Here is an 18,274-nt window from a genome sequence, read left to right as displayed (position 1 = left end):
AGCACTGCAATGTTCAATGAGACAGGCAATAAGCTGGCCCTTGTCGCAATAGCGATCGAGACTGTGTTGACAGCGTAGCCAGGGTAGCGAATGCGGTTGCATGATCCTGATCACCGCTCTTGCGCTGTTTCTGTCGAATAGCGCAGAGCCTGATGAGATCCCCAGCGAAATTATCGTCGTGGCGAAATCCCGAAAATGCGATCTGTCGAGTGCCGGGCGGACGTTGCGAAATGCCGACTTCAAGAAATACGCAGCCGAATGGGCGGCCGGTCGACCGGTCAGGATCATCGTTCCGCGGGCTGCACGAACGAAGTGTCTCGCCAAAATCATGTTCAAACTGCACGATCACGGTGTGACGCAGGCCGAATTTGTCGACATGCCCGGTACGCCGATAATTGAAATCGCGCCGGGGAAGGCAGACTGATGGGCGTTGTTGCGCATAGCAGCGCTATGGTCGGGATCGTTCTAGACTGGGAGGTGTTCAAGGTCTGGCTGACAGCGACGTCCGGGCTGACGCATCATGATTTCCATCTGCTGCTCGGCGTGCTGCTGACGCTGGGGTTTGGCTGGCTGCTGCGTCGGCCACTGGGGTCCTGGCTGCCGTTGATCCTCGTCCTCGGTCTCGAACTGATCAACGAAGCGTTCGACTTCATTCGCTATCATATCGACAGCTACCCCTGGGGGCCGGGCCCGATGCTCGTCGATATCGCGCTGACCACGTTGCCTCCCCTCGTGATCGTGCTGGCCGCACGGTGGGACTCACCGGAGTTTCAGCGCTTCAGGCCACTGCGCTAACCGCCTGCTGCGGCCCCGTCGCCAGGAAGCGGAGATCCTCCTCTTCGATCACCGCGGCGGTCAGGATGCCGGTCCGATAGGCACCGGTATCGATTCCGATCCGGTTGATACGCCGGTCGACACCGTCACTGATCGTGTGGCCGTGGATCACCATGCAGCCATGATCATGCGCATCGGACAGGAAAGGTTGGCGGATCCAGCGCAGATCGCGCGGTTGCTGCTCGTCGATCGGCACGCCGGGCCGGATTCCGGCATGCACCAGAAGATAGTCGCCGAACCGAAAGGTGTCGCCGAAGGTCTTCAGAAAGGCGACATGCGCGGCCGGAATCGCCTGGCGCAGCACTTCGGCGATCCGCTGTTCGTCCATCGCCTGCAACGCGGCGGTCGCGACACCGTAGCTCTCCGCGCAGGCATCGCCACCAAAGCCGAGCCAGTCATGCGCGACTCCCGGCTCGCCGTTCAGGACACGCAGCAGGAATTCTTCGTGATTGCCGAGGATGAACAGCATCTTGGCGGGAAAATGCCGGAGGCTCTGCAACCGATCGACGACGCCGGCGGACTCCGGGCCGCGATCGATCAGGTCGCCCAGGAAAACCACCGCTGCGGTCTCCACCGGTCGGTCGGCGATGTCGTCCTCGATCCGGCCGAGCAGATCGTCGACGAGATCGAGCCGGCCATGGATATCGCCGATCGCGTAAAGACGCGCGCCGGGTGGCCCTGCGAACACGGGTTTCGACGACACGGAGGCCGACATGCGGCGGAACAGCTTAGAAAACACGCAAAACCTCGAACGCAGACCCGGGCGGCCGCACGATGACCGCTCCGGCTGCATGTAGGCGCGATTGTCACATCGTCCATAGCTTCATTCCATCGGGCACCTGTCCCGACCCGGCGAGCGCGTTCTTCAGATCGACGATCCCGCCATCCGGCGCCAACTGGCTCGTAAACCGGGCGAAATCCTCGACCAGTTCGCGGTGGGGGACGGCAAGGACGATCAGATCATAGACATCGACGGGCGCGGCGACGAGTTCCAGGCCATATTCGTGCAGCGCTTCGGGCGCGGAGACGAGCGGATCGTGGACGTCGACCTGATGGCCGAGACCCTGGAACGCGGCGACCAGATCGGCGACCTTCGAATTGCGCAGGTCGGGCACGTCCTGCTTGAACGCCAGCCCGAGCATCAGCACCTTCGCGACGCGCGCAGCATCCGCACCCGCGTGCCAGTCGTGGACGTCCTTTGCGACCCATGTGGCCATACCGTCGTTCATGTCGCGGCCGGCCAGGATGATGCGCGGATCGCAGCCGAGTTCGGTCGCGCGGTGGGCGAGATAATAGGGATCGACGCCGATGCAGTGTCCGCCGACGAGACCTGGCTCGAACTTCAGGAAGTTCCACTTAGTGCCCGCCGCGGCGAGCACGTCCCATACCGACAGGTCCATCTTCGAGAAAATCTGCGTGATCTCGTTGACGAAGGCGATGTTGATGTCGCGTTGCGCGTTCTCGATCACCTTGGCTGCCTCGGCCGCCTTGATCGAAGCGGCGCGGAACACGCCGCCCGTCGTCACCTTGTTATACAGGTCGGCGATCGCCTCGAGGACTTCGGGCGTCTGGCCGGAGATCACCTTGGTGATCCGGTCGACGGTATGCTCGCGGTCGCCCGGATTGATCCGCTCGGGCGAATAGCCGAGGAAGAAGTCTTCGCCGCAGACGAGTCCGCTGATGCGTTCGAGCTCGGGGCCGCACAGGTCCTCGGTGACACCGGGATAGACGGTGCTCTCATAGACGACGATCGAGCGCCGACCCGGCTTCAACATGCTGCCGACGGTCCGCGTCGCCGCCATCACGATGCCGAGATCCGGCCGGTTGTCCGCATCGACCGGGGTCGGCACGGTGACGATGTAGAAATCGGCATCCGGACAGGCTGCGGGATCGGTCGTCAGGCGCAGGCTCGATGCGGTGAGACGATCGGCGTCGATTTCGCCGGTGCGGTCATGTTTGCGTTCGAGTTCAGCGATGCGGCCGGTATCGACATCGAGACCCCAGGTTTCGAACGACTTGGCCAGCGCAACAGCGAGCGGCAACCCGACATAGCCGAGCCCGATCACTATTACGCGCGTGTTATCGACCATGTTCGACACCTTTACATGTTCTGCAAGAATCCGGTTCCATACCGTTAACCGGCGTAACGACAAGTCGCGATCATTACAGCGGCGCCGTCCGGCGTCCTGCGAAAGGACGCGTAAATCCCGTCGACAGCGCTCGCGCGGATGACGCGACGATCCGCACCGTCGATTCCGGAGCCTCGAGCATCGTCGAGCACGCCATATCACGGTCGTTTACAAGTTCGTTTATTCCGATAATCGTTATTCTCGGAATAAACGAACCAGCTGGTTTTGGGGCGGGCGGCCGGCTGCGCGGCGACAGGTCGGCCGACCGTATTTTCGATCGTAGATGAAACCGGGCCACCGAACAGGCTCCAGGCGAAGGCACCGACGCATGAACGACGACCTCGACGATACCGCGCTCACGCGCATTGCGTCGACACCGTTGATCCCGTTGTTGCTGGACGACGAGATCGAGGCGGCGCGCGCCTATGTCGCCGCCGCGCGCGCGCCGGCGACGCGGCGGGCCTATGACTCCGATTGGCGGATATTTCAGGCCTGGTGCGCGCCGCGCGCGATCACGTCGTTGCCCGCCGCGCCCGAGTCCGTCGCGATATTCCTGTCGGCCGAAGCACAGGCCGGCGTGCGGCCCTCGACGATCGGGCGCCGGCTGGCGGCGATCGGTTATATGCATGCCCAGGCTGGGTATGATCCGCCGCAGCAAAAGCCCGGGGCGGTCGCGATCCGCAATGCCGTCGCGGGTATCCGCCGCACGCACGGTATCAGGAAGGTACAGAAACGCGCCGCGGACGGTGACATGCTGCGTGATATGCTGCGCGGATGCGACGGCGACAGCGTGCGCGCAGTCCGTGACCGGGCGTTGCTGGCGATCGGCATGGCTGCGGCCTTGCGCCGGTCCGAACTGGTCGCGCTCGAGATCGACGATGTCGCGATCACGCCCGAGGGACTGATGATCACGGTCCGCAAATCCAAGACCGACCAGGAAGGTGAGGGCGCGATCATTGCGATCCCCGAGGGCCGGCGGATCCGGCCCAAGGCGTTATTGCTGGCGTGGATCGCCTGTGCCGGGTTCGACACGGGGCCGGTGTTCCGCAAGCTCACGCCGCAGGGGCGGATCACGACCAGGCCGATGAGCGACCGCGGCGTGGCGCTGGTGGTGAAGGCCCGCGCTGCGGCTGCGGGCTATGATCCGGCGCAGGTCTCGGGCCATTCGCTACGCGCCGGATTCCTGACCGAGGCGGCGCGACAAGGCGCGACGGTGTTCAAGATGAAGGAGGTCAGCCGACACAAGTCGCTCGAGATCCTGTCCGACTATGTCCGCAACCACGAACTCTTCCGCGACCACGCCGGAGAGCGCTTTCTCTAGATGGTATGGCCGTATCGGATAGGTTCCAAGCCTCAGGCCGAACCTGTGGCGGTGTCGGCCATTGCGCGGTCCGCGGCGTTCTTGTCCAACACCTTCTGCCATGCGAGCGCATCGCGCGCACGTTTGCGAGCAAACCGGTGCTTTCTCTTAGATTCCATCATCTTAGTGTAAATATACCATCCAGTCGCTAGCAAGGCAATGAGCAAGGCTTCAACTATTAATGGTCTCATGGATAAGCCTTTGATAATGATGGTTTGTCATTGATGCTATGAGATAATTAAATATAGATAAGTCGGGCAAATACAGAAAATAAAACTTTTATGAAAGAAGCATAGTGATACCTGTGTAGAGCGGCATAGATCAATCGTAATATATATTAATTGCAAGAATCTGACATATAGAAATACAATTGGATAGATATCAAAGAGTTATTCAGATGAAGTCCGATACTATTTATTTATTTGGAAATGTTTTTTGCTAAGCGCGTCAATTCAATCGTGAAAAAACTATTGATGAGCTTGGCAGTGGGCGAGAGCGAAGACATGACCGATGGTCGGCTGGATTTTCGAACGATACGCGGCCTCGAAGACGTATGGCGAAGCGTGACGGGTGGCGTCGCGCGCGGCGCGGCGCGGCCCGTGCCGTTGCGCGCCTTGCTCGATACGCTGGGCCTGGGTCTGGAGCAGACGATCTCGTATCTCGGTCGGGAGCGTCCTGCGTGGGACGCGTTCGTCGCTTGGACCGAGGCGACGGCAGGCGGGGCATCTGACGGCACGCGCGGCGCGGCGATCGCGCGCTATCATGCCTGGTACGACGACGCGCCGATACCGGATGCGGAGCTGAGGCGACAAGCGGCGATCATGGCGGCCGAACCGGTGTTCTCCGAGGTCGAAATGGCCGCATGGGCGCGCGACGGCGTCGTCGTCCTGCACCAGGCGATCACGCGCGACGAGGCGGCCGCGATCACGGCGCATTTGTGGAGGCTGAAGGCGGCCACGCCGGCCGATCGGGCCAGCTGGTACGGCCGCGGTGAGAACGGCATCATGGTGCAGGCGTTCCAGCACCCGACGATGGAGGTCCCGCGTCGATCGGCGCGAGTGCATCGCGGGTTCGCCCAGCTTTACGGTCATGCCGACCTTCTGATGTCGACCGATCGATTGAGCTTCAACCCACCGGTGACCGATCGCTACGCGTTTCCGGGGCCCAACCTGCACTGGGACACCAGCTTGGCCGGAGAGATTCCGTTCGAGACACAGGCGATCCTCTATCTGACCGATACCGAGGCGACGCAGGGGGCGCTACGCGTCGTTCCGGGCTTCCATCACCGGCTGGCGCAAGGGTGGTTGGAGACGCTCGGGACCCGCGACCCGCGGACGATCGACCTGACGCGCGAAGCCGTGCCGATCGCGGCAGCGGCGGGCGACTTGGTGATCTGGCGCCAGGACTTGCCGCATGGCGCCAGCGCCAACACCGCGGATCGTCCGCGCATGGCGCAGTATGTGACGATGTCGCCGATGCGCTGGCCCGATACGCGTCGCTGGCTGTGACGTGCGGGGTTCAGGGACTTGCGGGGTTCAGGCGCGCTCGCGCGTGCGGCGCAGGTCCTGCCGCAGCCTGCGTCGCTTGAGTAGCCTCGGGATGCGCTGCAGCGGGTGGAGCACGAACCAGAAGCGCGAGGGCTCTGCCTCGGCATCGGACGCCGAGAACAGCAGGCGGACGCACCATCCGCCGAGATCGCCGGGGCTCGACGCGACGAGCAGCTTGCCCGTCATCTCGGCCCAGCCGCGCCAGCGCGTGCGGGCGAGCTCGGTGGTGCCGCCACCCGCTTCGATCACGCGTCGGGACAGTGCGACGAGCAACCTCAGGCGCAGCGATACGGGGGCCGCGAAGGCTGGCGGGACGGGCGTGCCAAAATACCGCCGGGCCAGCAGGATGGCGGAGGCGGCCGCGCGACCCTGGCGGCGCGCGACCGCGGCGTGCCAGAGCCGGTCCCCGCCGTCGGGCTCGCGCGCCAGCAACGCCGCGACGTCGGCCAGCCAGCGCAGCCGCGCCCACATATGCGCGGCGCCGTGGTTGCAGATATAGGCGAACAGCGCGTCGGTCGCGAGCGTGGGGACGGCTGCGCCGGGGGCCAGGTCTACCCACTGGACGGCTTCGCGATCCTGGGCCGGGCGTTCGCGCAGAGCGTCGGTCATGCGCCAGTGAAGCTCGACGATCTGGCCGGTGCCGGCGTGACGCACTTCCATGTCCTTGGCGAGCGGCGAGAGCCGCGCGACCCTGTTTGCGAGATTGGCGCCCGTATCGCTGCGTGCGCGATACCCGGCGTTCTCGAGCAGCGCAGCTGCGCGGCGGGCATCCTCGGGGCGAACCAGCAGATCGATATCGCTGAACTGACGACGGGCGAGCGCGCCGTAGGCCAGCACCGCCAGCGCGCTCCCCTTAAGGAAGATCGGCTCGATCTCTTCCGCCAGCAACAGCGTCCGCAACCGGATCGCCTCGCGTGCCGCGCGCAGCGGCGCCAGCGGATCGTGGCGCGCGGCAAGCGCCGGCGGGATCGGCCGGCCGTGTCGTTTGAGCGCCTCGACCACCAGCGACACGACCTGATGCCGGTGGGCTATCGCGGCGAGCGAGGGACCGTCGAGATCGCCGTCCGTGTCGGATGTGGCGAGCGGTCCGGCGCAGGCGCAGACGAACGCGAATTCGGGCGAGACCATCGACCGGTGCGCTGGCTCGGGAAACGCCGGCTCGGGAAGCGCTGGTCGGGTCAAGCGCCGGGTGCGTTGAAGGTGATGGCATAGCTGCCGGTCGGAAGCGCTGCGCCCGGGCCATCCCCAGGACCGATCGGCACGCTGACGGTGAAGCCTGTCTTCGTCGCGGTCAGATAGCCGTTCCGGACCAGTGCGACCGCAGCTGCGTTGGCGGCCGAGATCACCGGGTAGCTGGCGGACGGATAGGCATGCGCATAGGTCACCGTGAACAGGTCGCCCGCGCCAAGCCCCGCGCCCGGTCTGCTGCCCGGTCCGTTACCGGGTCCCGGGCCCGTGACCAGCAGGACGACCCCCGCATTGCCGTTCGCGTCGATCGTGACGGTCGCGCCTGCGCCCGCGCCCGGCAGCACCGTGACGCTCGGATCGCTGGTGTCGGCGAGCATGACGCCGCGCCGGACGCCGTCGGCCGCGGTGAAATACGGCCGGGCGTTCGCATCGACCTCGAACGCGCCCGCCTCAGGCGTGGCGAGCAGCGCGGCGCCCGACCGCAGAAACTTCAGCGCGCCGAAACCGGGCGACGCCGCACCCGCGCCGATCACCACCCATCCGCCGAAATTGCTCCCCGCCGATGGCAGCGCCGGGTTGACGCCGCCAGGGAAAATCACCTGCTGATAGCTGTTGGCGACGATCGCGTTCATCGTGCCGTAGCGAACCGGATACTGCTTGCTCACCTGTGACGACGCGACCCCGGTGCCGGTGAACAGCGCCCAGCGCCCGGCGACCTCGCCTGCCGAAAAGACCGCATTGTCGACGGTGACCCGGCTCCCGCCGACATGCCCGGTCTGTCCGCCGGTGCCCGCCTGCCACAGGTCGACGACGATGCGATCGCCGTTCTGGACCGCGGCATAGCCGTTCATCGCCGGGCTGCGCGTCTTGACCCAGTAATTGGTCACCCCCTTGCCGTCTGCGCCGTATTTGAATGCAAGATAGCCGGTGTCGTTGGCGGCGCTGCCGTTGACCTGGATCGGCGAGTTGCCGATTGTCCCCGAAGCGCCCGAGACGGCCGGCGTATCGGGTTGCTCGCCACCGACGATCGTCGTCTTCATCGTCGTCGGTGCAGTCGCGACCGAGAGCGCCTTCGCCGCCATCGCGCGCGCGACCGGATCGACCTGCGCGGCTGCGGGGCCGGCTAGCGTAAGCGTCGATACTGCGAAAAGCACGATCCTGGTCATGCGCGGTTCCTGGATAGAAGGAATTCGACCCGCACAGCGACGCGTGCGGATCGATGGTCGGCCATTGGCGGGCGTTTAACAAGCGGGTATTTGCGCGCGCCTTGCCGGTATGGTCGTAGACGCGTAGACGTGTCTACATGCAGACCGGGCACCCTTCTCCGCTAGGCAATGCGCCGGAACTGGCCGATATTCTCGCTTTCCTGGAGCGTATCGGGCTGACGGCCGCGGTCGGGATCGTGCCTGCCGATGCGGTTCTGCTGGCGATGACGGTTCGGGGTGGCGCGGTGGTGTACGACCCCGCGCAGCCGGGCCGGATCGGCGACCTGCTCCACGAGGCGGGGCACCTTGCGGTGACCAATCCGGCGCTTTGGGATACGCTGTCGCAGGTCGGCGACGATCCCGCCGAAGAGATGGCGGCGATCGCCTGGTCCTATGCCGCGGCGATGGCGATCGGCATCCCTACGGCCACGCTGTTCCACGCAGGCTATAAGGGTGGCCCCGACTATCTGATCGCGGCGTTTGCTTGGGGAAGCTTTATCGGGCTGCCGATGCTGCAATATTGGCGGATGGCGGCACGCCCGGGTGATGGGGCTCCGCGCTTTCCGGCGATGCGGACATGGTTGCGACTTTCGTGCGTAACCGCCTGAAAGCGTTCCCGAGGCTCGTTGCCCTCGTTCGTTTTGTTCGGGCGCTGGCGACGCCGCTCGGCCGCGGGCGGCTCGACGCCGGACGGCGGGGCGCACAGCTGTTTCAGCCTGCCACGGTGACGCGACTGGATCGGCATCCGGGATTGTTCGCAGCCGTGGCGGCGCGATTAGGGGATAATCCGGCACCGCGCCTGTTGTCGTTCGGGTGTTCGACGGGCGAGGAAGCGGTCACGCTGGCGCGGTATCTGCCGCATGCGCGGATCGACGCGATCGACGCGAACCCTGCCTGCATCGCGCAGGCTCGACGGACCGCCGATCGCCTGGGGCTGGGGCAGATCCGGTTCGCCTGTGCCGATACGCCGAACGTGCTGACGGCAGAGGGATATGATGCGGTGTTCTGCCTGTCGGTGCTGCGCCACGGCGATCTCGATGCGTGGCGTCCCGACCGTTGTACCCGATTGCTCCCGTTCTCGCGGTTCGCCGCGGCGGTCGACGCGCTTGACCGATGTATCCGTCCGGGGGGGCTTCTCATCCTGTGGGGATGCAATTTCCGGTTCACCGACGCCCCTGTAGCGGTACGCTACCGGGCGATCGTGACACCGGGCATAAAGCTACAACCGGGCCCGTTTTACGGCGCCGACGATCGGCTGTTACCCCACGACAACTACGCCGCGTTCGTGTTCTTGAAACGGTAGCGGCTTGACGCGATCCCTGCGCGCGGGTTCGTTGGCCTATCGCGCGCTTTTATGGGGAAGGGGAAATGCCCGTATCAATCATGCCGTCGCCGTTCGAACCGGCTTCGCTGTCGGGTCTTGGGGGGCGGCCGATCGCGATTGGTGCGCAACGTACCGAGATACTCGTCGCACCCGCGGGCGCTGCGCAGGATTTCAAACGGCAGCGTGCGATCGAATGTCGTGACCTCATAGCCCCTGACCTGCTCGCCAGCCTGCTTGATCGCTGTCGTCGCGGGGGGTTCGTCGCCGACCATGTCGACCAGCTTGGATCGCGCGAGGTCGAGGCACCACAGCGGGTCGGCGCCGCGCTGAACATCGTGCTCAGTCGTCCGTCGTTCCTGCACTGGATCGAGGTGGTCACCGGTTGCCACGACCTGCACCGCGTCGAAGGACGGCTCGTACAGAACCGCGCCAACGGCTTAGACGCGCTCGACTGGCATAACGACACGCACGACGATGCGGCAGGCGCTCGCAAACTCGGGATTACCATCAACCTGTCCGATGCCGCCTATGAGGGGGGCAGTTTCGAGCTGCGTATGACCGGGACGCAGGAGACGCTGGTCCGCTATCGTCACGATCGTGCCGGGACCGCGTTGATCTTTGATATTGCCAGCGACCTTGAACACCGCGTTCTGCCGTTGGCGAGCGGGGGACCGCGGCGCGTGTTCACTGGCTGGTTCGTGCAGGCCGTGCCGCGATCATCGTCCTGATCTGCGCGAGCGCCCGGTGGGCGCGGTCCTTCTGATCGTGGGGGTCGAATGTCGCGATCGCGGGCAAGGTGGCGATGGGTATCGCTGCGGCGATCTTCAGCAGGTCGTGGCGGCGGACCGCTTGGTTCGGGAGCGCGGCGAGCCACCTCGGCCGGAAGAGATGCACTGAGAGCGCGGCGAGCTTCGCGCGTGCGTCGAGCGCCAAAGGCCGGTCAGTCAGTGTCAGCAGGCCGGCAAGCGGTAGCGCGACATCGGCTGCGCGCGCGCGCGGACGCACCAGCCATTTGCCGCGCGGGTCGTCGGGCACGGGTACGCGAAGATCGGCGTCGATCCGCGCGGCTGTATCGCGGTGCTGGCGCATCGTCGGGCGACCGCGCAGCGCCTCGATCCGGCCGTCGGCGACACCGATCACGGCCAGATCGTCGGCGACGAGGCGCGCGCCGAGCCTGAGCAGCGCTGCGGTGAGGCTCGATTTACCTGCCCCCGATCGGCCCGCGATCAGTACCGCGCAACCGTCGACTTCGACCATGCAGGCATGGAACGGGATCGTGCCGCGCCACGCCAGCGTCACCGCGCTGATCGTGCTGTAGAAGGTGAACGGCAGCGAGCCGCGCCAGCCGGGGCCGGGCAGATAGTCGATCCGGGCGCCATCGATCATGTCGAAAACGACCGCGTCTCCCCAGCCGAGCCGGATGCCGTCGGGATAGAGTTGTCCCCGGTTGAGCGCGTGTCCCGGCCCGCGGTCGGCAAGCGCGGCGACGCGCGTCACGCGCACGCAGGGTCGCGGCGTATCAAGTGTCGGGGACCATTGGTCGAAGCCGTCGAGCGCGATGTCCGAATGCCATGTTAGGCCGAACGCCGATGCGCGGTACTCTTCGCTCACAGCGGCCTGAGATCGAACGCGACGCAGATCCGCTTCTCGATCAGGCCGTGCGGGAAGGTGCGGTGATAGCTGTGCGACGGAAAGGCGAGCATCAGGCCGTCGTGCGGCCGCACCGTCCGCGTGCCGAACGCGGACGCGGCGTCATCCCCGACCAGGTCTTCGGGGATTCCGAACGCTAGGCATCCGCCTGGGTCCTCGCCGTGCGTGATCGAGTCCGGAACCCGGACGTAATAGACTCCGCTCAGCCAACCGAATTGGTGAACGTGCCAAGTTTCAAAACCGTCGCTCTCGGTGATGACGCACCAGCTGCGCAGCATCGCCGCGGTCGGTCGTGCGCGGGCCCAGGGGTGGTCGAGATCGGCCAGGCCTTCCAGATGCGCCGCGATCGCGTCGGCGATATGCGCGAGCAGCAGGCGGACCAGAGGCGCTTCGCGCGTTGCCGGGGAATCGATCCGCCAAGTCCGTGCCGATGCGGTACCATAGCGTTCGTAGCGGAGCCCCGGATGCGCAAGTAGTTCCTCGGCCAGCGCCGCGTTGAACGCGTGGATGTCGTCCCAGCCGGGCGGCGGTGCGAGCGTCGCCATCGCGGTGAGTTCTCCCTGCCCGGTCGCTGCGCGTGCCGCCTGAATCGCGCCAGCCTGCGCCAAGGCAAGCGATTGAGCGGCGAACAATCGGGCATGCGCGGCGCCGCGCGCGGTCAGGCGCTCGACCATCGCCAGCACCGCAGCGGGATCGTTCGCGGCGAGATCGAGTGCAGCGAGCCGCTTGCAGGCGTCCTTCTCGCGCGGGTCGTAGCGCAGCGCGCGATCAAGCGTCGTCCGCGCCGCCTCGACTGCGCCGAGCCGAATTTCCGCCTTGCCGCGTACCGCGAGCGCGGCCGCGCGCTGCACGTCGCTGGTCGCCGACGCTAGCGCGCGGTTCGCAACGCGCCGCGCATGGTCGTCATCCTCCGGCGTCTCGCGGGCAAGGCATGCTTGGGCCAAGAGCATTTCTTCGAGGAAATTCAGGTCGTCGTGTGGCGACAGCAAGGTGACAAGGTCGTCAAACGCATCGCAAACCAGCAAAAGCGTCGCCAATCGGCTGCGGACCACGAGCCCCTGATGACGGGCATAGGCTGCTCGGACGATCGCCAACTCTTGCGGAAGCGTCAACTGCTTGGCGACTTCAAGGTCGATCTTAGTGCGCTGCAACATGAACGCTCTCACGGTTCGGCGAATTCACCAAGCATGACCCCTTGCGACGATTCAGCATAAAAAACTGGTGCAATCTCTACAGTATGGATCAGTTATCGGCGAAATTATATATGGAAACATATGTTTTAAAAGGCTATACCTGCTAAAGAAAAACCAATTTGAGTATATTCGTTGGTTCAACGACGTGCGCAGATGAAAATCGATGGATAATCGAATCTCTTGTCTATGAGAGAAAAACAGGCGTAGATCGCACCTATAGGGCATTGCGTAGACTTGGACGCAGTATACGAGGATAGTACAATGACAGATCAGATCATTCCTTCAGGCCAGCGCAAGACCTGGATCGCACCTGAAATTCGCGAACTCGATGTCCGTGAAACCGCGCTGTCACCTGGTTTGGGTAACGATGTCGGGGGCAACCCCTCCCCGGATTGCCAGAGGTCCTGATCGCTCCTAGCGTACGCCGGAGCGCTTGATCGCGTGGCTACGTCGTTGCGTCGGGGTTCTGCGTCGTCGGTACGAGCCGACGGTACGGGGTATTGTTCGGGTTGTCGTTGAAGCGCGTCGCTACGGCCGTCGCGACAGGATATTGTTACAGTGCGATAATATCCGTCGGCGATCCATCGAGGACCATCGTCATGCGCAGTTCGAGCGCGCGATCGAGTATCACGACTCCGCCATGCAGCTTGCTGCGCAGATGGCGGGGGCCGAAACTGGACATGCCGACGATGATTGCATTGCGCGTGATTGCCAGTCCTCGCGTCATGAGCGTGTCGGTGACATGCGCACGCGTGCCATCCGCGGCCATGATGTCGCCGGCCATCGAGTCGCAGTGCCATAGCATCCCGCGTTCGTCCGCGACGATGTCGTGACAGCTATACCCGGGCAGCGGCTGACGCTCGATCACCCGCCAGTCGCGGTCGAGCCAAGCGAGCTCACTAGTCTTTGCGGGGATCGCCTTGCCGTTGTGAAGCATGATCGCCGTGCGGTCGCCGACTGCTGCTATCGCGTTGATATGCAGATACGCACCGCTGGTGTCGTATGGCGGCGCGGCCGCGAACGGGCGCTGGACGTCGACCGCGTTGCCTTCAAGTGTGAACCGAAGGATCGCCTGGTTCGCGGTGTCGAGTACGCACAACAGCCCATCGATGACTGCGATCTGGTGGCAATTGGTGTGCAACCCGATGACGATTACCTCGGGCGTGGCCAGCCGGTCTCCGGCAAGATCGAAACGGACGATTCGCCCCATCGGTATGGTGCGGTCGCGGTGTCCGCAATTCTCAAATACGTAGAGCACGTCGTGGTGCCGGCAAAGGCCAAAGAACCAGCCATAGACTATGGTTTTTACGCTGGCGGTTTCCACGCCGGCCCCCGGCCCGCCATCGGCGGAGATCGCGAAGAGCCCGCGATGCGACGCGACCAGCCAGGTCTGTTCGGTCAGATCGGGATCGGCGATGCGTACTTCGCCGCGCGCATAGGCGTTGCGCGCCATCGCTTCGCGCAGCGCACTCTTGGCGGCAAGACGATCCATGTCGGGCATCCGCCATTGTTTATCCGACGCCGCACGCGCGTCAATCATGGGTCGGTACAATGCTGAGCAGCGGAATCTACGGTCTGTTCCGTCTCGATGGCGGACCGGTCGATCCGCGCGATGTCGCCGCGCTTGGACTGGATAGCGGCAACGTGTCGGGTGCGGCGTTCGCGCATGAGGTCGACCCGCAAGATCGCACCGCGTTGCACCGGATCGAGGCGGACGATGCGTTGACCATCCTTGTTGGCCATATCGAGGAACCGCAAGCGTTAGCGGTGCGGCTGAACGTTCCGCCGACGCTGCCTGCAGCGTTGCTCGCGCGCGCCGCGCTGGACCGGTTCGGAAGCGAAACCCCGGCCGAGATGATCGGTGAGTGGTCGCTTCTCCACTGGGATCGTCGGGACCGCCGGCTGGTGTTGACGATGTCGGCCGCGCGGCGCGATCGGCTGTTCTTCGCAGTCGACGGTCCGCGCGTCGCGGTCGCCCCGAACCTGTTCGCGTTGTCACGGATTGCGTGGATCGGCAACCGGCTCGACGAAATGGGGTTGCTGGCGTCGATCGGGCGTGCTGACCTACGTGCGGCGCTGCGCGAGGAGATGGGTGATCGGACGATGCTGGCCAAGGTCCGGCAGCTCGAGCCCGCGACGCGGCTAACGATTATGGCGGACGGCATCTACCGTGATGTCGCAGCGATCCTAGTCCCGCAGCCTCGGTGGACAGGGTCGTTCGACGATGCGGTCGTCGCGTCCGAAGAAACGATGCAGACGATTTTGCGGGCGCGGATCGCCCGGACGGCGGTGCCGGGCGTGCTGCTCAGCGGCGGGCTGGATTCCTCGACGATCGCGTGGCTGGCTGCGCGCGAGCGGGCGGCGGACCAGCGGATGATCCTGCTGACCTCGGTCGCGCCGCCCGGTAGCGGGCTTGTCGACGAAGCCGTGTTCGCCGATGCGGTCGCTGATCGGATCGGTCTGACCGCCGAGCATGTCTCGCCGCCCGAAAACGCCGATATCTACCGCCCCTCCGACCTGATCCTGGGCGGGGCGAGTCGTCCGCCGATGCCGGTGCGGCACTGTCTGACCGAGACGTTTCAGATGCGCGGCAAGGCGCTAGGCGCGACCGCGCTGTTCGACGGCTCGTTCGGCGAGGCGACACTGACGGGTAAGTTCGCGCTGACGACGATGCGGCAGCAACTGCGCGGCACCGCGGGACGTGTGCGCCGCTATCTGGCGGGGACCGCGGTGGAGCCGGCGGGGGGGGCGTTCCATGTCCGGTTGTCGGCGGAGCGTCTCGGCGCGCTGCCTGAGGCGATGCGCGCGCCCCCCGCTGCCACGGTGAAAAACGAGGTCCGGCGTCCGCGTGACGCGTGGGGGTATCTACCCGGCGCGGACAAGGCGCTGCTCCATCCGAACGAATTCTATCCGGGTGCGCTGCGGATGGAATTCCCGTTCCGCGACGTGCGGCTGCTTCGGCTGTTCGCAGGGTTTCCGGCGGGCTTTCTCGTCCATGACGGTCTCGATCGTGCGCCGGTACGCCACATGCTCGCGGGTTATCTGCCCGACACGATCCGGTTGCGGCGCTCGGGCAGGCCGGCATCGCCCGATCACATGGCGCGGCTCCAACGCCAGGCGCCTGCGGCGCGCGGGCGGATCGCCGAGTTCCGCAAGGCCGAGGTGCAGGAGTGGATCGACCTCGACTGGCTCGACCAGGCGCTTGCAAAGGTCGCCGAGCGCGGGCCGACAAACTTCGCTGAATCCTACGAGGTGCAACTGACCGCGATCACCGCGGAATTCCTGACCTGGTGGCGCGCGCGCTCCTAAGCAGGCCAAATATCGAACGACACGCAGATCCGGCGATCTTCGGCACCATGCGGGAACGTGCGGTGATAGCTGTGCGACGGGAACAGCATCAGCAAGCCCGGCTGCGGGCGGACCAGATCCTCGCCGAACTGCGCTGCCCTGTCGGCACCGATCAAGCCATCGGGCAGACCGAACGCGATGCACCCGCCGGCATCACTGCCGGTGACGACCGTATCGGGGACCTGAGCGTAATAGACCCCGCTCATCCAGCCGAACGGATGCGCGTGCCATTGCTCGAAGCCTTCGCCTTCGGTGATGACGCACCAGCTCCGCAGCTCGCCGCGATCGGGACGTGCCGCAAGCCAGGGATGCGCGATGTCCGACAACGCGGCGACATGCCGTTCCGCAGTCTCCGCGATCTGTGCCAGCAGCGCGCGCGCGATCGGTGCGGCGCCAGTCGCCAGCGCATCGATCCGCCAGGTGCTGCGCGATGCGGTACCGTGGCGTTCGTAGCGCAGCCCGGGGTGCGTCTTCAGTTCCTCTACGAGTGCGGTATTGAACGCCGCGATATCCGCCCAGCCAAGCGGAGGCGTCAGGATCCGGCGATGCCGGAACCGCTCCGGATCGATGATCGCGCGCGCCTCCGCGATCCGGTCGAGCTGCGCGAAGGCGAGCATCCGTGCCATGAACAGCCGGGCATGACCGATGCCCTGCGCCGCCAGCCGGTCGGTCATCGCGATCGCCGCCTCGGTGTCGCCAGTCCGCAGCAATTCGGTGGCGAGGTGTCGGCAGGCCGGCATGTTGCCGGGATCGCGTCGCAGCGCCTTGGTCAACCGATCGCGCGCGGCGTTGAGACGATCTAGCCGCAGCAACGCCTTGCCCTGATCGGCCAGCGCCGCGCTGCGCTGTGTACTGGTCGTGGCGAGCGCCTCCGCGCGGATCGCGGTATGGTGCGCGCGGACCGTATCACCGGGCTGGTCCCGCCCGAACCAGGCCGCCGCCAGCGCCATGCACGCACCGTAATCGGGGGAGTTAGGCGTCGCGGCATCGGGCGCGGTCAGCACGGCGATCGCTTCGTCGAACGCGTCGAGCTGGTTAAGCAGCCTCGCTAGCCGCAGGCGCAACGATGCGGATCCGGGATTGCGGGCAACCGCATGGGTCAGGATGGCGCATTCCTGGCGTGCGCTCAGCGCCTTAGCGGGTTCGGGACGTATCAGCATGGGCCCCTCCCCTGTTGCAAGCGACGACGACCAGATCGGTGTGATCAGTTCGGTGTGATCAGACCGGTGCGGCGAGCTTCATGGCGTGCATCTTCGCGAGAAGCGTCGTCACCGCGGTCGTGCAGTCCGCTACGGTAACGTCGAATTGGTCGAGCAGCGACGCCTCGACCGCGCTCTGCGTCCGCGGCGTCTCGAGCATGTCCCAGACCGCGTTGGCGGTTGGGTTCAGCGTTACATAGGTCCCCGTTTCCAGGTTGATCATGACGAAGCTGTCCTCGACCTCGGTGCCTACCCATTCGTCGGTCCGCTGCCATAGTGTCTCGGTCATTGCTGTCCCTTCTCTTGCATGATCATGTGTCGAACATCGTCGTCGAGCAGCGCATCCGCGTCGTGTCTCGGCCACTTCCAGACGGGGACGGTTCGCGCAAAATGTGCCACATCGCGGAGCCCGCGCGGCTCGAGGCCGCAGCGGCGCGGCACGCTGGCGCGGTGCCGGTTCGCCAGTAGCGCTTCGACCGCCGCGACACCGTGCAAGCGAGTCCGATCGGTCTGTAGATCGTCTTCGAGAACGACAATCGCCGCCAGCCGAGCCGAGCCCCGCGCGCGGTGCTCCGCGACGGCGTGGAAGGCGCGCTCGGTCGTGTCTCTGGTCGCCGGGTTCGATTTTAGATGCCGTTCCAGGTGATAGCCACCGGCAAGTCCGGCGCACCGCACCTGGCCATGCTGGCGGCGAACCGCGATGCTGTCGTCGGCGACCAGTGAGGCACCGCGCGCGAGGAATTCTGCGGCAAGCCGCGACTTGCCGCTGCCCGAAGCGCCCGCGATCGCCAGCGCGCCATCGTCGTCGCAGTCATGCGGGACGATCGCCGCGGCATGCAGCATGACGTCGCCGCGCATCCACAAGGTCGCGGGTAGCGCGGTCGCGACCAGCAGCGCCTCGACCGCCGCGTCGGGCGCGCCTGCGAATGGAGTCACGTCGATCAGCGCCCGTGTGCAGCGATATTCGGCGACCGCCGGCGCGTTGAAGTACAGATACTCCCCGATTTGCGACCAGATTGGCCGGGGATGGGCGGAGACCGCGATCGCCGGCTGCCAGCCGATCGCGATGGGGTCTCCCCTCTCGCGCGATGCCAATACTGCTGGTGACGCGGCAAGGGTGCCTCGGATGCGCCGGTCGGTATCGAGTATTCGGTCGAACCCGATGCAGCGCTGGCGATCGACGCCGGCATGAAGACCGCCGTCGGTCATGATGATCGTTCCCTTTTCGATACTGGCTCGGACCGCGCCGAAGCCGGGAGGACCGGAGCGGCCGGTCGGTCTTTCAGAAGTTGCGGTC

The 18,274-nt window shown here is 65.4% G+C and carries 20 protein-coding genes; 10 read left to right on the top strand and 10 right to left on the bottom strand.

Annotation, left to right across the window (positions count from 1 at the left end; translation table 11 throughout):
• The first annotated feature begins 100 nt into the window (after positions 1-100).
• On the top strand, positions 101-424 hold the full coding sequence (locus tag ASG20_RS18250; RefSeq protein WP_056056214.1) for a hypothetical protein: 324 nt from the start codon (positions 101-103) through the stop codon (positions 422-424).
• Positions 424-795, top strand: coding sequence for a hypothetical protein (locus ASG20_RS18245; protein WP_056056211.1), 372 nt, complete (start codon positions 424-426; stop codon positions 793-795). Before ASG20_RS18250 ends, ASG20_RS18245 begins: the two co-directional genes overlap by 1 nt.
• Here the strand turns inward: ASG20_RS18245 and ASG20_RS18240 are convergent.
• A complete protein-coding gene (locus tag ASG20_RS18240; RefSeq protein ID WP_056056209.1) occupies positions 779-1,573 on the bottom strand; it encodes a metallophosphoesterase family protein in 795 nt (264 codons plus the stop codon). The two genes, ASG20_RS18245 and ASG20_RS18240, sit on opposite strands and share 17 nt — an antisense overlap.
• A 67-nt stretch (positions 1,574-1,640) precedes the next feature.
• Entirely contained in the window at positions 1,641-2,924 is a 1,284-nt protein-coding gene (locus tag ASG20_RS18235; protein WP_056056208.1) for a nucleotide sugar dehydrogenase, read from the bottom strand.
• A gap of 367 nt (positions 2,925-3,291) precedes the next feature.
• Here ASG20_RS18235 and ASG20_RS18230 point away from each other — a divergent pair, with 367 nt between their 5' ends.
• Together ASG20_RS18230 and ASG20_RS18225 are read left to right on the top strand one after the other, a co-directional pair.
• A complete protein-coding gene (locus tag ASG20_RS18230) occupies positions 3,292-4,284 on the top strand; it encodes a site-specific integrase (protein ID WP_056056205.1) in 993 nt (330 codons plus the stop codon).
• Positions 4,285-4,796: 512 nt separating this feature from the next.
• Positions 4,797-5,831, top strand: a complete 1,035-nt coding sequence (locus tag ASG20_RS18225; RefSeq protein WP_231420920.1) for a phytanoyl-CoA dioxygenase family protein — start codon at positions 4,797-4,799, stop codon at positions 5,829-5,831.
• 27 nt (positions 5,832-5,858) lie between these two features.
• Here the strand turns inward: ASG20_RS18225 and ASG20_RS18220 are convergent, their stop codons facing one another.
• The gene (locus ASG20_RS18220; RefSeq protein ID WP_133032095.1) at positions 5,859-7,052 is read right to left on the bottom strand and encodes a nucleotidyltransferase domain-containing protein; all 1,194 of its coding nucleotides are present in this window, start codon (positions 7,050-7,052) and stop codon (positions 5,859-5,861) included.
• Positions 7,049-8,224 (bottom strand): hypothetical protein, encoded by a 1,176-nt coding sequence (locus ASG20_RS18215; RefSeq protein WP_056056199.1) that lies wholly within the window; start codon positions 8,222-8,224, stop codon positions 7,049-7,051. Before ASG20_RS18215 ends, ASG20_RS18220 begins: the two co-directional genes overlap by 4 nt.
• A gap of 137 nt (positions 8,225-8,361) precedes the next feature.
• Here ASG20_RS18215 and ASG20_RS18210 point away from each other — a divergent pair, with 137 nt between their 5' ends.
• From ASG20_RS18210 to ASG20_RS18200, 3 genes are all read left to right on the top strand, one after another.
• Positions 8,362-8,871 (top strand): hypothetical protein, encoded by a 510-nt coding sequence (locus ASG20_RS18210; RefSeq protein ID WP_056056197.1) that lies wholly within the window; start codon positions 8,362-8,364, stop codon positions 8,869-8,871.
• A complete protein-coding gene (locus tag ASG20_RS18205; RefSeq protein WP_082471078.1) occupies positions 8,841-9,566 on the top strand; it encodes a methyltransferase domain-containing protein in 726 nt (241 codons plus the stop codon). Before ASG20_RS18210 ends, ASG20_RS18205 begins: the two co-directional genes overlap by 31 nt.
• A gap of 65 nt (positions 9,567-9,631) precedes the next feature.
• Positions 9,632-10,315 carry a 2OG-Fe(II) oxygenase gene (locus ASG20_RS18200; RefSeq protein ID WP_082471077.1) on the top strand — a complete coding sequence of 228 codons (684 nt, stop codon included), beginning with the start codon at positions 9,632-9,634 and terminating at the stop codon, positions 10,313-10,315.
• Here ASG20_RS18200 and ASG20_RS18195 read toward each other — a convergent pair.
• The gene (locus ASG20_RS18195) at positions 10,272-11,198 is read right to left on the bottom strand and encodes an HPr kinase/phosphorylase (protein ID WP_056056192.1); all 927 of its coding nucleotides are present in this window, start codon (positions 11,196-11,198) and stop codon (positions 10,272-10,274) included. The two genes, ASG20_RS18200 and ASG20_RS18195, sit on opposite strands and share 44 nt — an antisense overlap.
• Positions 11,195-12,391, bottom strand: a complete 1,197-nt coding sequence (locus ASG20_RS18190) for a putative 2OG-Fe(II) oxygenase (protein ID WP_056056190.1) — start codon at positions 12,389-12,391, stop codon at positions 11,195-11,197. Before ASG20_RS18190 ends, ASG20_RS18195 begins: the two co-directional genes overlap by 4 nt.
• 67 nt (positions 12,392-12,458) lie before the next feature.
• Here ASG20_RS18190 and ASG20_RS20170 point away from each other — a divergent pair, with 67 nt between their 5' ends.
• Positions 12,459-12,587 carry an IS3 family transposase gene (locus ASG20_RS20170; RefSeq protein ID WP_165899680.1) on the top strand — a complete coding sequence of 43 codons (129 nt, stop codon included), beginning with the start codon at positions 12,459-12,461 and terminating at the stop codon, positions 12,585-12,587.
• Between the two features lie 104 nt (positions 12,588-12,691).
• On the top strand, positions 12,692-12,838 hold the full coding sequence (locus ASG20_RS19575) for a hypothetical protein (protein WP_156364436.1): 147 nt from the start codon (positions 12,692-12,694) through the stop codon (positions 12,836-12,838).
• A 145-nt stretch (positions 12,839-12,983) separates the two neighbouring features.
• Here the strand turns inward: ASG20_RS19575 and ASG20_RS18185 are convergent, their stop codons facing one another.
• A complete protein-coding gene (locus ASG20_RS18185) occupies positions 12,984-13,922 on the bottom strand; it encodes a hypothetical protein (RefSeq protein WP_133032094.1) in 939 nt (312 codons plus the stop codon).
• Positions 13,923-13,981: 59 nt separating this feature from the next.
• Between ASG20_RS18185 and ASG20_RS18180 the strand changes: the two genes are divergently transcribed.
• On the top strand, positions 13,982-15,739 hold the full coding sequence (locus ASG20_RS18180; RefSeq protein ID WP_056056187.1) for an asparagine synthase-related protein: 1,758 nt from the start codon (positions 13,982-13,984) through the stop codon (positions 15,737-15,739).
• Here ASG20_RS18180 and ASG20_RS18175 read toward each other — a convergent pair.
• The 3 genes from ASG20_RS18175 to ASG20_RS18165 are packed head-to-tail and all read right to left on the bottom strand — an operon-like array spanning position 15,736 to position 18,186.
• Positions 15,736-16,938, bottom strand: a complete 1,203-nt coding sequence (locus tag ASG20_RS18175; RefSeq protein WP_056056185.1) for a 2OG-Fe(II) oxygenase family protein — start codon at positions 16,936-16,938, stop codon at positions 15,736-15,738. The two genes, ASG20_RS18180 and ASG20_RS18175, sit on opposite strands and share 4 nt — an antisense overlap.
• Before the next feature lie 58 nt (positions 16,939-16,996).
• On the bottom strand, positions 16,997-17,266 hold the full coding sequence (locus ASG20_RS18170) for a PqqD family protein (RefSeq protein ID WP_056056183.1): 270 nt from the start codon (positions 17,264-17,266) through the stop codon (positions 16,997-16,999).
• On the bottom strand, positions 17,263-18,186 hold the full coding sequence (locus tag ASG20_RS18165; RefSeq protein WP_056056181.1) for a hypothetical protein: 924 nt from the start codon (positions 18,184-18,186) through the stop codon (positions 17,263-17,265). Before ASG20_RS18165 ends, ASG20_RS18170 begins: the two co-directional genes overlap by 4 nt.
• Positions 18,187-18,274 lie beyond the last annotated feature (88 nt).

Source organism: Sphingomonas sp. Leaf198, from assembly GCF_001424005.1.
Lineage (GTDB): Bacteria > Pseudomonadota > Alphaproteobacteria > Sphingomonadales > Sphingomonadaceae > Sphingomonas.
This window is presented reverse-complemented; position numbering and strand designations above follow the sequence as displayed.

Coding starts and splice junctions, on each gene's coding strand:
- ASG20_RS18215 (WP_056056199.1), bottom strand. CDS start 8,224: ATGACCAGGATCGTGCTTTTCGCAGTATCGACGCTTACGCTAGCCGGC.
- ASG20_RS18165 (WP_056056181.1), bottom strand. CDS start 18,186: ATGACCGACGGCGGTCTTCATGCCGGCGTCGATCGCCAGCGCTGCATC.
- ASG20_RS18210 (WP_056056197.1), top strand. CDS start 8,362: ATGCAGACCGGGCACCCTTCTCCGCTAGGCAATGCGCCGGAACTGGCC.
- ASG20_RS18170 (WP_056056183.1), bottom strand. CDS start 17,266: ATGACCGAGACACTATGGCAGCGGACCGACGAATGGGTAGGCACCGAG.
- ASG20_RS18225 (WP_231420920.1), top strand. CDS start 4,797: ATGAGCTTGGCAGTGGGCGAGAGCGAAGACATGACCGATGGTCGGCTG.
- ASG20_RS18180 (WP_056056187.1), top strand. CDS start 13,982: ATGCTGAGCAGCGGAATCTACGGTCTGTTCCGTCTCGATGGCGGACCG.
- ASG20_RS18230 (WP_056056205.1), top strand. CDS start 3,292: ATGAACGACGACCTCGACGATACCGCGCTCACGCGCATTGCGTCGACA.
- ASG20_RS18245 (WP_056056211.1), top strand. CDS start 424: ATGGGCGTTGTTGCGCATAGCAGCGCTATGGTCGGGATCGTTCTAGAC.
- ASG20_RS18175 (WP_056056185.1), bottom strand. CDS start 16,938: ATGCTGATACGTCCCGAACCCGCTAAGGCGCTGAGCGCACGCCAGGAA.
- ASG20_RS18250 (WP_056056214.1), top strand. CDS start 101: ATGATCCTGATCACCGCTCTTGCGCTGTTTCTGTCGAATAGCGCAGAG.
- ASG20_RS18205 (WP_082471078.1), top strand. CDS start 8,841: ATGGTTGCGACTTTCGTGCGTAACCGCCTGAAAGCGTTCCCGAGGCTC.
- ASG20_RS19575 (WP_156364436.1), top strand. CDS start 12,692: ATGACAGATCAGATCATTCCTTCAGGCCAGCGCAAGACCTGGATCGCA.
- ASG20_RS18185 (WP_133032094.1), bottom strand. CDS start 13,922: ATGGATCGTCTTGCCGCCAAGAGTGCGCTGCGCGAAGCGATGGCGCGC.
- ASG20_RS18200 (WP_082471077.1), top strand. CDS start 9,632: ATGCCCGTATCAATCATGCCGTCGCCGTTCGAACCGGCTTCGCTGTCG.
- ASG20_RS18235 (WP_056056208.1), bottom strand. CDS start 2,924: ATGGTCGATAACACGCGCGTAATAGTGATCGGGCTCGGCTATGTCGGG.
- ASG20_RS18190 (WP_056056190.1), bottom strand. CDS start 12,391: ATGTTGCAGCGCACTAAGATCGACCTTGAAGTCGCCAAGCAGTTGACG.